9 protein-coding genes are annotated in these 13,883 nt (G+C 67.1%); 4 read left to right on the top strand and 5 right to left on the bottom strand.

The genetic code is table 11. The features are described 5' to 3' along the window. Positions 1 to 121 precede the first annotated feature (121 nt). Positions 122 to 2,002, top strand: a complete 1,881-nt coding sequence (locus QRO93_RS19265; RefSeq protein WP_285304326.1) for an ATP-binding cassette domain-containing protein — start codon at positions 122 to 124, stop codon at positions 2,000 to 2,002. 101 nt (positions 2,003 to 2,103) lie between these two features. On the opposite strand, the gene QRO93_RS19260 is transcribed toward QRO93_RS19265, so the two are convergent. Together QRO93_RS19260 and QRO93_RS19255 are read right to left on the bottom strand one after the other, a co-directional pair. Beyond that, positions 2,104 to 2,565, bottom strand: coding sequence for a cytochrome c (locus QRO93_RS19260; protein WP_006430887.1), 462 nt, complete (start codon positions 2,563 to 2,565; stop codon positions 2,104 to 2,106). A 9-nt stretch (positions 2,566 to 2,574) separates the two neighbouring features. Next, a complete protein-coding gene (locus QRO93_RS19255; protein ID WP_053449512.1) occupies positions 2,575 to 2,964 on the bottom strand; it encodes a c-type cytochrome in 390 nt (129 codons plus the stop codon). Between the two features lie 205 nt (positions 2,965 to 3,169). Here QRO93_RS19255 and QRO93_RS19250 point away from each other — a divergent pair, with 205 nt between their 5' ends. Genes QRO93_RS19250 through QRO93_RS19240 form a run of 3 tightly spaced genes read left to right on the top strand, consistent with a single transcriptional unit; the run spans position 3,170 to position 10,922 of the window. Next, a complete protein-coding gene (locus tag QRO93_RS19250) occupies positions 3,170 to 4,321 on the top strand; it encodes an efflux RND transporter periplasmic adaptor subunit (protein WP_008266938.1) in 1,152 nt (383 codons plus the stop codon). After that, on the top strand, positions 4,318 to 7,839 hold the full coding sequence (locus QRO93_RS19245; RefSeq protein WP_180880662.1) for an efflux RND transporter permease subunit: 3,522 nt from the start codon (positions 4,318 to 4,320) through the stop codon (positions 7,837 to 7,839). Before QRO93_RS19250 ends, QRO93_RS19245 begins: the two co-directional genes overlap by 4 nt. Continuing rightward, the gene (locus QRO93_RS19240; RefSeq protein ID WP_164242663.1) at positions 7,836 to 10,922 is read left to right on the top strand and encodes an efflux RND transporter permease subunit; all 3,087 of its coding nucleotides are present in this window, start codon (positions 7,836 to 7,838) and stop codon (positions 10,920 to 10,922) included. The genes QRO93_RS19245 and QRO93_RS19240 overlap by 4 nt, the downstream gene beginning before the upstream one ends. 183 nt (positions 10,923 to 11,105) lie before the next feature. Here the strand turns inward: QRO93_RS19240 and QRO93_RS19235 are convergent, their stop codons facing one another. Genes QRO93_RS19235 through QRO93_RS19225 form a run of 3 tightly spaced genes read right to left on the bottom strand, consistent with a single transcriptional unit; the run spans position 11,106 to position 13,763 of the window. Then, positions 11,106 to 12,326: a TraB/GumN family protein gene (locus QRO93_RS19235; protein WP_107432021.1), complete on the bottom strand. Its 1,221-nt coding sequence runs from the start codon at positions 12,324 to 12,326 to the stop codon at positions 11,106 to 11,108. A gap of 4 nt (positions 12,327 to 12,330) precedes the next feature. Next, a complete protein-coding gene (locus QRO93_RS19230; protein WP_053511267.1) occupies positions 12,331 to 12,861 on the bottom strand; it encodes a GNAT family N-acetyltransferase in 531 nt (176 codons plus the stop codon). Positions 12,862 to 12,875: 14 nt separating this feature from the next. Beyond that, positions 12,876 to 13,763: a carbon-nitrogen hydrolase gene (locus QRO93_RS19225; protein ID WP_049442792.1), complete on the bottom strand. Its 888-nt coding sequence runs from the start codon at positions 13,761 to 13,763 to the stop codon at positions 12,876 to 12,878. Between the last annotated feature and the right edge of the window lie 120 nt (positions 13,764 to 13,883).

The raw sequence follows: 13,883 nt of genomic DNA, 5'->3' as shown, positions 1-13,883 counted from the left end.
CAGCCCCACATCGACCCGCCTGCCACCGTAAGCCGCTTTTGACGTTGCTTTGGCTGCGGCCGTTGCCTCTGCGGGTGCCGGGTGCAACCCGGCCGACGCCCCCAACCCGTACAATATCCGGATGCCTCTGATTACTCTGCAGAACGTCGACTTCAGCGTCGGCGGCCCGTTGTTGCTGGAAAAGGCCGAACTGTCGATCGAGCCGGGCGAACGCATCGCCCTGATCGGCCGCAACGGCGCCGGCAAATCCACCCTGCTCAAGCTGCTGTCCGGCGACCACAAGCCCGATGACGGCGAAGTCCGCGTGCAGCAGGGCGTGCGTGTCACCCGCCTGGAGCAGGAAGTGCCGCATGGCGCTGCCGGCTCGGTGTTCGACGTCGTGGCCGATGGCCTGGGCGAACTGGGCCAGTGGCTGGCCGAGTTCCACCATCTCAGCCACGCCGAAGTCTTCGATGGCGAAGCGCTCGGCAACGTGCAGGCCAAGATCGACGCCGCCAACGGCTGGGGACTGGACCAGCGCGTCAGCGAAACCCTGACCAAGCTCGACCTCGACGGCGAAGCCGAGTTCGGCCGCCTGTCCGGCGGCATGAAGCGCCGCGTGCTGCTGGCCCGTGCGCTGGTGTCCAGCCCCGATGTGCTGCTGCTGGACGAACCGACCAACCACCTCGACATCGAAGCCATCGACTGGCTCGAAGCGTTCCTGAAGGGCTGGAGCGGCAGCGTGGTGTTCGTCACCCATGACCGCCGCTTCCTGCGTGCGCTGGCCACCCGCATCGTCGAGATCGACCGCGGCCAGGTCACCAGCTGGCCGGGCGACTGGGCCAACTACGAGCGCCGCCGCGAGGAACGCCTCAACGCGCAGGCGCAGGAAAACGCCCGCTTCGACAAGCTGCTGGCGCAGGAAGAAGTCTGGATCCGCCAGGGCATCAAGGCGCGCCGTACCCGCGACGAGGGCCGCGTACGCCGCCTGAAGGCGATGCGCACCGAACGCTCGCAGCGCCGCGATCTCAGCGGCAACGTCAAGATGGAAGCCGCGCAGGGCGTCAGCTCGGGCAAGAAGGTCATCGACGTCAAGGATATTTCGTTCGCCTTCGGCGAGCGCACGATGGTCCGTGACTTCAGCACCACCATCCTGCGTGGCGACCGCATCGGCCTGATCGGCCCCAACGGCAGTGGCAAGACCACCTTGCTGAAGCTGTTGCTGGGTGAACTGCAGCCGGCCAAGGGTGAGGTCAACCCCGGTACCAACCTGCAGATCGCCTATTTCGACCAGTACCGCGCGGTGCTGCGCGAAGACTGGAGCGCGATCGAGAACGTGGCCGAAGGCCGTGATTTCCTCGAGTTCAACGGCAAGCGCAAGCACGTGCATGCCTACCTGCAGGACTTCATGTTCACCCCGGAACGTGCGCGTGCGCCGATCACCCGCCTGTCCGGCGGCGAGCGCAACCGCCTGCTGCTGGCCAAGCTGTTCGCGCAGCCGTCCAACCTGCTGGTGATGGACGAACCGACCAACGACCTCGACGTGGAAACCCTGGAACTGCTGGAAGAGCTGCTGGGTGAGTACACCGGCACCCTGCTGCTGGTCAGCCACGACCGTGATTTCATCGACAACGTGGTGACCTCCACGCTGGTGATGGAAGGCGACGGCGTGATTGGTGAGTACGTGGGTGGCTACAGCGACTGGCAGCGCTATGCCGCCAGCATCGCTGCGCCTGCCGCGGCCCCGGCAGCCAAGCCGGCGGCAGCTGCACCGGCCGCCACGGCAGCTGCTCCCGCAGCGCCCAAGCGCAAGCTGGCCTACAAGGAAGCGCGCGAACTGGAACAGCTGCCGAAGACCATCGAGAAGCTGGAAGGCGACGTCGAAGGGCTGACCTCGGCGATGAACGACCCGTCGTTCTATACCCGCAGCAGCGCCGAAGTGACCGCGCACACCCAGCAGCTGGCCAAGGTCCAGGCCGAGTTGGATGCCGCGTACGCACGCTGGGAAGAGCTGGAAGGCTGAGCGCCGGCCGGCGCTGCCGGTGGACAATCAGTAGATCCACGCCATGCGTGGATGGCGGCATCAGTGCGGACCAAGGTCCGCACCCACCGGGGGGCCAGCGGTCATTTGACCCCGTGCAGATCCCGCAGCTGGCTCGGCCGGCTGCCGAAGTACGCCGCCAGATCGGCGATGTCCTGATCACTCAGGTCCTTGGCCTGCGGCGTCATCAGCGCATGCTGGCGGTCACCGGCGCGGTAGGCCTGCAGGGCGTGCGCCAGGTAGTCACCGTACTGGCCACCCAGCTTCGGATAGGTCGCATCGATCGGCGCATTGCCGTCCGCCCCGTGGCAGTCGATGCAGCTCTGGTTGGTGGCCTTGCCCTTCACCTTGGCGCGGGCTTCGCCGGCGGCCTCGCGGCCCGCAGGCAGGCCGGCCGATGAAGAAGAACCGTGTTCGCCGCTGGCATGGCCCGGGTCGGCGGCGGATTTTTCGCTGTTTTCCACCTGCGACTGCGAACAGGCGGCCAGCAGCAGGGCAACGGACAGGGCGATGGCATGACGCATCGGATGCGCGGCTTTCGACATGGGCGGGCCTTACTTGACGGTGGACAGGTAAACAGAGAGATCGGCGATCTCCTGTTCGCTGAAGCTCATCGACTGCGCCTGCATCGTTGGATGCCGGCGCTTGCCCTGGCGGTACTCGGTCAGGGCCTGGGCCAGGTACTGCTGGGTCTGGCCGCCGATCTTCGGCACCCGGTAACTGGGGTAGGCGTTCTTGTAGCCGGTGATGCCGTGGCACCCCTGGCAGGTGTAGGCCAGGACGCGGCCATTGTCGAAGTTGCCGGTAGGGGCGGCAGGTGCCGTGGCAGCGGCGGGAGCCGGGGCCGGGGCAGGTGTGGCAGGAGCAGGAGCGGGCTGTGCGGCGGCCCCAAGGGGCAGGAGGACGGCCAGAGCGAGACAAGCGGCGAGCGGCTGCGGGCGCATGGTGTCGTTTCCGGGGATTCGGGTCTGGTCGTTCCGGCGTGGGGTACGGAACGCCCCGAGTATAGCCCCAGGTTTCATCTAGCTGAAATGGGGGTGGGCCGACCAGCGGCGTGAAGACACCATGACCTTTGGGATATGGTGTGGCCGTGAAGTGGTGCATTACTTTGCTACCACACCTGTCCACGCATCCTCCAGGGACCCGACGATGTCGCACCCAACCTTCCTGTCCGGCCGTCGCAGCGGAATCTGCGCTGCCGCACTGCTGATCTCCACCTCCCTGCTGCTGGGCGGTTGCGCCGCAGGGCCCAATTCCGAAGCCAAGGCCGCCGAGACCAAGGAGGAGAAGAAGGTCGATGCGGTCCCGGTCGAAGTGGCGGTGGCTAGCCACCGCGCGGTCGCGGCCAGCTACACCGGCACCGCCGCACTGGAACCGCGCGCCGAATCGCAGGTGGTGGCCAAGACCTCCGGCGTGGCGTTGGCGGTGCTGGTCGAGGAAGGGCAGCGGGTGACCGCCGGCCAGCCGCTGGTGCGGCTGGACCCGGACCGCGCACGCCTGGCCGTTGCCCAGAGTGAAGCGCAGATGCGCAAGCTGGAAAACAACTACCAGCGCGCACAGAAGCTGGTTGGCCAGCAGATGGTCAGCGCCGCCGACGTCGACCAGCTGCGCTTTGACCTGGAAAACGTCCGCGCGCAGTACCGCCTGGCCACGCTGGAACTGTCCTACACCACGGTGGTGGCGCCGATCTCCGGCGTCATCGCATCGCGCTCGATCAAGACCGGCAACTTCGTGCAGATCAACACGCCGATCTTCCGCATCGTCGACAACTCGCGGCTGGAAGCCACGCTCAACGTCCCCGAGCGCGAGCTGGCCACCCTGCGTGCCGGCCAGCCGGTGACGCTGGTTGCCGATGCGCTGCCGGGCCAGAGTTTCACCGGCACCGTCGATCGCATCGCACCGGTGGTCGATTCGGGCAGCGGCACGTTTCGCGTGGTCAGCGCCTTCGACGGTGCCGCGCACGCGCTGCAGCCCGGCATGTTCGGCCGCATCCGCATCGATTACGACCAACGTGCCGATGCGCTCGTGGTGCCGCGCCTTTCGTTGCTCGACGACGGTGAGCCGGCGGTGTTCCGGGTGCGCGAAGGCAAGGTCGCACGGGTTCCGGTCAAGCTGGGTTACGCCGAGGGCCCGTGGGTGGAGATCCGTGATGGCCTGGCGGCCGGTGATCAGGTGGTCACCGCCGGCAAGGTCGCCCTGCGCGACGGCACCGCGGTGCAGGTGATCGCCGATCCGAAGGCCAAGGCGAAGACGGTCGCAGCGTCCGCCACGCCGGCAGACAAGGCCGGGAGCAAGCAATGACCGCCCCGGGCCACGACCACGGTGCCTCGCCGGCGAGCGACGGCGCCGCCGCCGGCCTGCGCGGCGGCCTGGTGGAATTCGCCACCCGCCGCCGCGTGACCATCGCCATGTGCACGGTCACCCTGCTGCTGTTCGGCCTGATCGCGCTGGGCAACCTCAAGGTCAACCTGCTGCCCGACCTGAGCTACCCGACGCTGACCGTGCGTACCGAGTACACCGGTTCGGCGCCCACCGAAATCGAAACCCTGATCACCCAGCCGGTCGAAGAAGCGGTGGGCGTGGTCAAGAACCTGCGCAAGCTGAAGTCGGTCTCGCGCACCGGCCAGAGCGACGTGGTGCTGGAGTTCGCCTGGGGGACCAACATGGACCAGGCCAGCCTGGAGGTGCGCGACAAGATGGAAGCGCTGAACCTGCCGCTGGAGGCGAAGGCGCCGGTGCTGCTGCGCTTCAACCCGTCCACCGAGCCGATCATGCGCCTGGTGCTGTCGAGCAAGACCGCGCCGGCCAGCGATGCCGATGCGATCCGCGAGCTGACCGGCCTGCGCCGTTATGCCGATGAAGACCTGAAGAAGAAGCTGGAGCCGGTCTCCGGCGTGGCCGCGGTCAAGGTCGGCGGTGGCCTGGAAGACGAGATCCAGGTCGACATCGACCAGCAGAAGCTGGCCCAGCTGAACCTGCCGATCGACACCGTCATCAAGCGCCTGAAGGACGAGAACATCAACATCTCCGGCGGCCGCCTGGAAGAAGGTTCGCAGCGTTTCCTGGTGCGCACCGTCAACCAGTTCGCCGATCTGGAAGAGATCCGCAACCTGCTGGTCACCACCCAGGGAAGCAATGGCAGCGCGGCTGATTCGGCGCTGCAGCAGATGTTCAACATCGCCGCCTCGACCGGCTCGGCGGCGGCCATCGCGGCGGCCTCGGCGGCGCAGAGCGCATCGTCCGGCGGCGGGTCCAGCGTGATCGCCAACGGGGTGCCGGTGCGCCTGAAGGACGTGGCCACCGTGCGCCAGGGCTACAAGGAGCGCGAAGCGGTGATCCGCCTGGGCGGCAAGGAATCGGTCGAGCTGGCGATCTACAAGGAAGGCGACGCCAACACCGTGTCCACCGCCGAGGCGTTGCGCAAGCGCCTGGAGCAGATCAAGGGCACGTTCCCGGCCGACGTCGAGATGACCACCATCGAGGACCAGTCGCGCTTCATCGAGCACGCCATCGCCGACGTCAAGAAGGACGCGGTGATCGGTGGCCTGCTGGCGATCCTGATCATCTTCCTGTTCCTGCGTGATGGCTGGAGCACCTTCGTGATCAGCCTGTCGCTGCCGGTCTCGATCATCGCCACGTTCTTCTTCATGGGCCAGCTGGGGCTGAGCTTGAACGTGATGTCGCTGGGCGGCCTGGCGCTGGCCACCGGCCTGGTGGTGGATGACTCGATCGTGGTGCTGGAAAGCATCGCCAAGGCGCGCGAGCGCGGCCTGGGCATCCTGCAGGCCGCCATCGCCGGTACCCGCGAAGTGAGCATGGCCGTGGTCGCCTCGACCCTGACCACCATCGCGGTGTTCCTGCCGCTGGTGTTCGTCGACGGCATCGCCGGCCAGCTGTTCCGCGACCAGGCGTTGACCGTGGCGATCGCCATCGCGATCTCGCTGCTGGTGTCGATGACGCTGATCCCGATGTTGAGCTCGCTGAAGGGACGGCCACCGCTGGCGTTCCCGGAAGAGGCACCGAATGAACCGTGGCAGCCGCAGAACCGCTGGCAGAAGCCGGTCGCGCTGGGCCGCCGTGGCGTCGTCGCGACCGTGCGCTGGGGCTTCTATGCGCTGGCCTGGCTGGTGGTACGCCTGTGGCGCGGCGTGGTGGCGGTGGTCGGCCCGGTGATGCGCAAGGCCAGCGATCTGGCGATGAAGCCCTACGCGGGTGCCGAGCGCGGCTATCTGCGCCTGCTGCCGAGCGCGCTGGCCCACCCGGGCAAGGTGCTGGGCGTGGCCACGATCATCTTCGTGGCGACCATGGCGCTGGTGCCGATGCTCGGTGCCGACCTGATTCCGCAGCTGGCGCAGGACCGTTTCGAAATGACGGTGAAGCTGCCGGCCGGCACGCCGCTGAAGCAGACCGATGCGCTGGTGCGCGAACTGCAGCTGGCACACGGCAAGGGCGAGGGTGTGGCATCGCTGTACGGCGTCAGTGGCAGTGGTACCCGGCTGGATGCGAGCCCGACCGAAAGCGGCGAGAACATCGGCAAGCTGACCGTGGTGATGGAAGGCGGCGGCAACGCACGCACCGAAGCGGCCATCACCGAACGCCTGCGCAGCACCATGGGCCAGCATCCGGGCGCCCAGGTCGATTTCGCACGGCCGGCGTTGTTCAGCTTCTCCACGCCGCTGGAAATCGAACTGCGCGGGCAGGACATGGCGACCCTGGAAGTGGCCGGCCAGCGCCTGGCGGCGATGCTGCGCGGCAATGCGCACTACGCCGACGTGAAGTCGACGGTGGAAGAGGGTTTCCCGGAAATCCAGATCCGCTTCGACCAGGAACGTGCCGGTGCACTCGGCCTGACCACCCGCCAGATCGCCGATGTGGTGGTGAAGAAGGTGCGCGGCGACGTCGCCACCCGTTACAGCTTCCGCGACCGCAAGATCGACGTGCTGGTGCGTGCGCAGGAAGGCGACCGCGCCAGCGTGGAGAGCATCCGCCGGCTGATCGTCAACCCGGGCAGCACGCGCCCGGTCACCCTGGACGCGGTGGCCGATGTGGTCGCCACCACCGGTCCGAGCGAGATCCACCGTGCCGATCAGACACGCGTGGCAGTGGTGTCGGCCAACCTGCGCGACATCGATCTCGGCGCGGCCATGCGCGAAGTGCAGCAGATGGTGGCCGAGCAGCCGCTGGGTGCGGGCGTTGGCCTGCATATCGGCGGCCAGGGCGAGGAGCTGGCACAGGCGGCGAAGTCGCTGATCTTCGCCTTCGGCCTGGCGATCTTCCTGGTCTACCTGGTGATGGCTTCGCAGTTCGAGTCGCTGCTGCATCCGTTCGTGATCCTGTTCACCATCCCGCTGGCGCTGGTCGGTGCGATCCTGGCGCTGATGCTGACCGGCAAGCCGATTTCGGTGGTGGTGTTCATCGGCCTGATCCTGCTGGTCGGCCTGGTCACCAAGAACGCGATCATCCTGATCGACAAGGTCAACCAGCTGCGCGAGGCCGGCGTGGCCAAGCACGAGGCACTCGTAGAGGGGGCGCGCTCGCGCCTGCGGCCGATCATCATGACCACCCTGTGCACGCTGTTCGGCTTCCTGCCGCTGGCGGTGGCGATGGGCGAGGGTGCCGAAGTACGCGCGCCGATGGCGATCACCGTGATCGGCGGCCTGCTGGTATCGACCCTGCTGACCCTGCTGGTGATCCCGGTGGTGTATGACCTGATGGACCGTCGCGGCGATGCCTACTACCGCGAGCGCGGCCGCAAGCATGCAGGTGAGATCGAGCCCGGCGCCGCCGGCAGCGCGGCAGGTGCGGAGGAGCCGGCATGAGTGTTGCCGAGTTCTCGATCCGCCGTCCGGTCACCACCATCATGTGCTTCGTGTCGCTGGTGGTGATCGGCCTGATCGCTTCGTTCCGGTTGCCGCTCGAAGCGCTGCCGGACATCTCCGCGCCGTTCCTGTTCGTGCAGATCCCGTACACCGGTTCGACCCCGGAGGAAGTGGAGCGGACCATCATCCGCCCGGTCGAGGAGTCTCTGGCGACGATGACCGGGATCAAGCGCATGCGCTCGTCGGCGACCTCCGAAGCGGCGCTGATCTACATCGAGTTCAGCGACTGGGACCGTGATATCGCCATCGCCGCCTCCGATGCCCGCGAGCGCATCGATGCGATCCGCAGCGACCTCCCCGACGACCTGCAGCGCTACAACGTGTTCAAGTGGTCCAGCAGCGACCAGCCGGTCCTGAAGGTGCGCCTGGCCAGTACCACCGACCTGACCACCGCCTATGACATGCTCGACCGCGAGTTCAAGCGGCGCATCGAGCGTATTCCGGGCGTGGCCCGCGTCGATATCACCGGCGCGCCGCCGAACGAGGTGGAGATCGCCATCGATCCGAACCGGCTCAACGCGCACGGGCTGAGCATCAACGAGCTGAGCGAGCGCCTGCGCACGCTGAACTTCTCGATCTCGGCCGGGCAGATCGACGACAACGGCCAACGCGTGCGCGTGCAGCCGGTGGGCGAGATCACCGATCTGCAGGAGATGCGTGACCTGGTGATCAACGCCAAGGGTCTGCGCCTGGGCGACATTGCCGATGTTCGGCTGAAGCCGGCGCGCATGAACTACGGGCGCCGCCTGGACGGCAACCCGGCGGTCGGCCTGGACATCTTCAAGGAGCGCAGCGCCAACCTGGTGGAGGTCTCGCGTGCCGCGCTGGCCGAGGTCGAATCGATCCGCGCCGAGGCGTCGATGCGCGACGTGCAGATCAAGGTGATCGACAACCAGGGCAAGGCGGTGACGTCATCGCTGCTGGAGCTGGCCGAGGCCGGCGCCGTCGGCCTGATCCTGTCGATCACGGTGCTGTTCTTCTTCCTGCGCCATTGGCCTTCGACCCTGATGGTGACGCTGGCGATCCCGATCTGCTTCACCATCACCCTGGGCTTCATGTACTTCGTCGGGGTGACGCTGAACATCCTGACCATGATGGGCCTGCTGCTGGCGGTGGGCATGCTGGTCGACAACGCCGTGGTGGTGGTGGAGAGCATCTACCAGGAACGCGAGCGCATGCCCGGGCAGCCGCGGCTGGCTTCGATCATCGGCACCCGCAACGTGGCCATCGCGCTCAGCGCGGGCACGTTGTGCCACTGCATCGTGTTCGTGCCGAACCTGTTCGGCGAGACCAACAACATCAGCATCTTCATGTCGCAGATCGCGATCACCATCTCGGTCTCGCTGCTGGCTTCGTGGCTGGTCGCGGTCAGCCTGATCCCGATGCTGTCCGCGCGCATGGCCACGCCCAAGCTGGTGCACTCGCAGACCGGCATGATCGCCCGGCTGCAGCGCCGCTATGCCACGCTGCTGGACTGGTCGCTGCACCATCGCGGCTGGAGCCTGCTCGGCATCGTGCTGGTGGTGCTGGTCAGCCTGGTGCCGATGAAGCTGACCAAGATCGACATGTTCGGCGGTGATGGCGGCAAGGACATCTTCATCGGCTACATGTGGAAGGGCGCCTACACCTATCGGCAGATGTCCGATGAAGTGGCACGGGTGGAGAACTGGATCGACCAGAACCGCGAGCGCCTGCATGTGAAGCAGGTCTACTCCTGGTACAGCGAGCAGGAAGGCAGCTCGACCGTGGTCACCCTGGACGAGAAGTACGCCAAGGACATCAAGGCGCTGCAGGAAGAACTGCGCAAGGGCCTGCCCAAGTCCGCCCGCACCGACTACTTCGTCGGCAACCAGGGCGGCGACGGTGGCGGCGGTGGCAACCAGGGCGTGCAGGTGCAGCTGGTCGGCGACTCAAGTTCGATGCTGCAGGAGATCGGCCAGGAAGTGGTGCCGCTGCTGGCCCAGCGCGCCGAGCTGCGCGACGTGCGCATCGACAACGGCGAGAAGGGCGGAGAACTGAAGGTGCGCGTCGATCGCGAGCGTGCCGCGGCATTCGGCTTCAATGCCGAGCAGGTGGCCAGCTTCGTCGGCCTGGCGCTGCGTGGCGCACCGATGCGCGAGTTCCGCCGCGGCGACAACGAGGTGCCGGTGTGGGTGCGCTTCGCCGGTGCCGAGCAGAGCAGCCCGGAAGACCTGGCCGGCTTCAGCGTGCGTACCGGTGATGGCCGCAGCGTGCCGCTGCTGAGCCTGGTCACCGTCGATGTCGGTTCGTCCGCCACCCAGATCGGCCGCACCAACCGCCAGACCACGCTGACCATCAAGGCCAACCTGGCCGAGAAGGTCACCGCGCCGGATGGCCGCAAGGCGATGGAAGCGGTGCTCAAGCCGATGAACTTCCCGGCCGGCTACGGCTTCACCTTCGACGGCGGCGACTACGGCAACGACGACGAGGCGATGCAGCAGATGGTGTTCAACCTGCTCATCGCGCTGGTGATGATCTACGTGGTGATGGCGGCGGTATTCGAATCGCTGCTGTTCCCGGCGGCGATCATGAGCGGCGTGCTGTTCTCGATCTTCGGCGTGTTCTGGCTGTTCTGGATCACCGGCACCTCGTTCGGAATCATGTCCTTCATCGGCATCCTGGTGCTGATGGGCGTGGTGGTGAACAACGGCATCGTGATGATCGAGCACATCAACAACCTGCGGCGCGGCGGCATGGGCCGCACCCAGGCGCTGGTGGAAGGCTCACGCGAGCGCCTGCGCCCGATCATGATGACCATGGGCACGGCGATCCTGGCGATGGTGCCGATCTCGCTGACCAATACGCAGATGTTCGGCAATGGCCCGGAGTACGCGCCGATGGCGCGCGCGATCGCCGGAGGCCTGGCGTTCTCGACCGTGGTCAGCCTGCTGTTCCTGCCGACCATCTACGCGGTGCTGGACGACCTGCGCAGCGCGGTTACGCGGCTGATCCGTCGTGCGCGCGGGCTGGAAATGGTAGAGCCGGGCGCTGCCCGGCTGTAATGCGCGACAACGTGTTGTGGTGTGGGGGAGGCCGGTCGTAGTGGGGCGGCCTCCCCCTTTTTTCGTTCGCCGCGTCCGTTTGCCTTCTGTAGAGCCGAGCCATGCTCGGCTGCCTTTCGCCGCGTCGCGGCGCCGCCCGAGCATGGGCTCGGGCGCTACAGATTCTGTGGCCGGTTGAAAGGCTTACCCAGCCACCTTGCCCCACACCTTGAAGGTGGTCAGCCACAGGCCGAGCATGCTGCCGATGTTGGTCAGCATGAAGGTGAGTACCACCCGGGTGACGCGGTTGCGGTACCAGCCCTTCAGGCTCTGCGCATCGTCGCGCAGTTTCAGGAAGTCCTCGTACGCCGGCTTGCGCAGTCGCGCTTCCACCAGCGCCGAGAACGCACCGGTCGGGATGCTCAGGCGGAACGGCTTGAACGGGGCCACCGCGATCGCGGTGAGGATGCTCAGCGGATGGCCGCCGGCCAGCAGGCAGCCCAGGCCCGCCAGGCCGCCGGTATACATCGCCCAGGTCGCCAGCAGTTCGGTACCCACGCCCAGTCCACCGCGATAGAAGCCCACGCCAATGCCGGTCGCCACGATGGCCAGGATGCCCAGCGTGAACCACGGAATGTTGCGCTTCTTCGGCACCGCCTCCAGTTCCGCGCGCAGCGGCGCCGGTGCCTCGGTGTCGGTTTCCAGGTAGCGCGCCAGCCCGGCCAGGTGGCCGGCACCGACCACGGCCAGCACTTCGCGCTGCTGCGGGTCGTGCTCTTCGCGCAGGCGCGTGGCCATGTAGCGGTCACGCTCGCCGATGATGGTCTCGTACAGCGCCGGGCTCTCGCTGGCGAACTCGCCGAAGCTCGATTCCAGCATGTCGCCCTGCTTGAGTTTCTCGATCTCGTTCTCGCCCACTTCCTCGGATGAGAACAGGCCGGCACCGAGGCCGGCGACCAGCTTCAGCTTGCCGAAGAAGCCCAGCCGCTGCGATGCGCGGCGGAAGGTCAGGCCCACCTCGCGGTCGATCAGGTGTACCGGCAGGTTGCGCTCACGCGCCAGTTCCACCGCACGCTTGAGTTCCGCGCCCGGCTCGATGTCGAGCTGTTCGGCCAGGCGGCGCTGGTAGGCGGACAAGGCCAGGTTGGCGGCGAACAGCGCCACCCGGCCCTTGCGGATCACCTCGACCAGGTCGAGCTTGGCCAGCGTGTCCGGGTCGCTCAGCGCCTGCAGGCGCTGCGGGTCCAGCTCGACGGCCACTGCATCGAAGCGGCCGCTGTCGATGGCCTTTTCCACGGCTTCGACGCTGGCGCGGGAGACGTGGGCAGTGCCCAGCAGGGTGTAGCGCACGCCGTCACGTTCGACGACACGCACCGGCTGGCCGGCGAACAGGTCGTCGCCGGTCTCGGGAAGGGTTTCAGTCATGGGTTCATTCATTGGAAGGTGCGGTGTCAGCGCCATCGCCGAGCGCGCGCTGCATCTGCACGGTGTCCAGCCAGCGGCCGTGCTTGCGGCCCAGGCCCTTGAAAATGCCTACCAGGTGGAAGCCGAAGCGTTCGTGCAGCTTGATCGAAGCGGTGTTGGTCGGTTCACCGATCACCGCCACCATCTGCCGGTAGCCGCGCGCCACGCAGGCGTCGATGAGGGCCTGCAGCAGGCCGGTGCCGACGCCGTTGCCCTGAAAACGGGCATCGACGTAGACCGAATTCTCGACGGTCCACTGGTAGGCCACGCGGGTGCGGTAGGTGTTGGCGTAGGCATAGCCGGCCACCTGGCCGTCGATCTCGGCGACCAGGTAGGGGAAGCCACGGTCGATGATGTCGCGCATGCGGCGCAGCATCTCGGTCGCGTCCGGAATGTCGTACTCGTAGGTGTTGACGAAGTCGGTTACTTCCACCGCGTAGATCGCGGTGATCGCGTCGATGTCGGCCGGGCCGGCATCACGGATGAGGACGGCCATGCGCGGGCTCCGGCTCAGTCGATGTAGCGCTTGAGCAGGTCGCCGTACGCATCGATGCGGCGATCACGCAGGAATGGCCAGATGCGGCGCACGTGCTCGCTGCGCTGCAGGTCCACATCGCACAGCAGCACGGTGGCGTCGGTGCCGGCTTCGGCCAGGAATTCGCCCTGCGGGCCCAGCACGTGGCTGTTGCCCCAGAACTGGATGCCCGACGCGCCCAGCGGCGAGGCTTCGTGGCCGACGCGGTTGCAGCTCAGCACCGGCAGGCCGTTGGCCACGGCGTGGCCGCGGTGGCTCAGCACCCAGGCGTCGCGCTGGCGGGTCTTCTCGTCCTGCACGTCGTCCGGATCCCAGCCGATCGCGGTCGGGTACAGCAGCAGCTCGGCACCGGCCAGCGCCATCAGGCGCGCCGCTTCCGGGTACCACTGGTCCCAGCAGACCAGCACGCCGAGGCGGCCCACCGAGGTGTCGATCGGGGTGAACCCGATATCGCCCGGGGTGAAGTAGAACTTCTCGTAGAAGCCCGGATCGTCCGGGATGTGCATCTTGCGGTACTTGCCGAGCAGGGTGCCGTCCTTCTCGAACACCACGGCGGTGTTGTGGTACAGGCCGGCGGCGCGGCGCTCGAACAGCGAACCGACCAGCACCACGCCATGCTTCTTCGCCAGCGCGCCCAGGCGCTCGGTGCTGGGGCCCGGAATCGGCTCGGCCAGGTCGAACTCGTCCACCGACTCGTGCTGGCAGAAGTACGGGCCGTTGTGCAGTTCCTGCAGCAGCACCAGCTTGGCACCCTGCGCAGCCGCCTCGGCCACGCGTGCTTCGATCACCGCCAGATTGGCGGCGGCGTCACCGTGGTTGCGCTCCTGGATCAGGGCGACGGTAAGGGGGCTGCGCGAGTTCATGCGGGGCGTTCCTGCGGGGGAAAACCTGCATGTTAGCGCGGATGGATGGCGACGGCGTGTTGCGCGCTGAATGGGTGCTGGTAGTGCCGGCCGCTGGCCGGCAATCCCGTGGATCCATCA

Source organism: Stenotrophomonas maltophilia group sp. Smal17 (genome assembly GCF_030237045.1).
GTDB classification, from domain to species: domain Bacteria; phylum Pseudomonadota; class Gammaproteobacteria; order Xanthomonadales; family Xanthomonadaceae; genus Stenotrophomonas; species Stenotrophomonas forensis.
The sequence above is the reverse complement of the archived record's forward strand: the minus strand, read 5'-3'. Positions and strand labels throughout refer to the sequence as shown.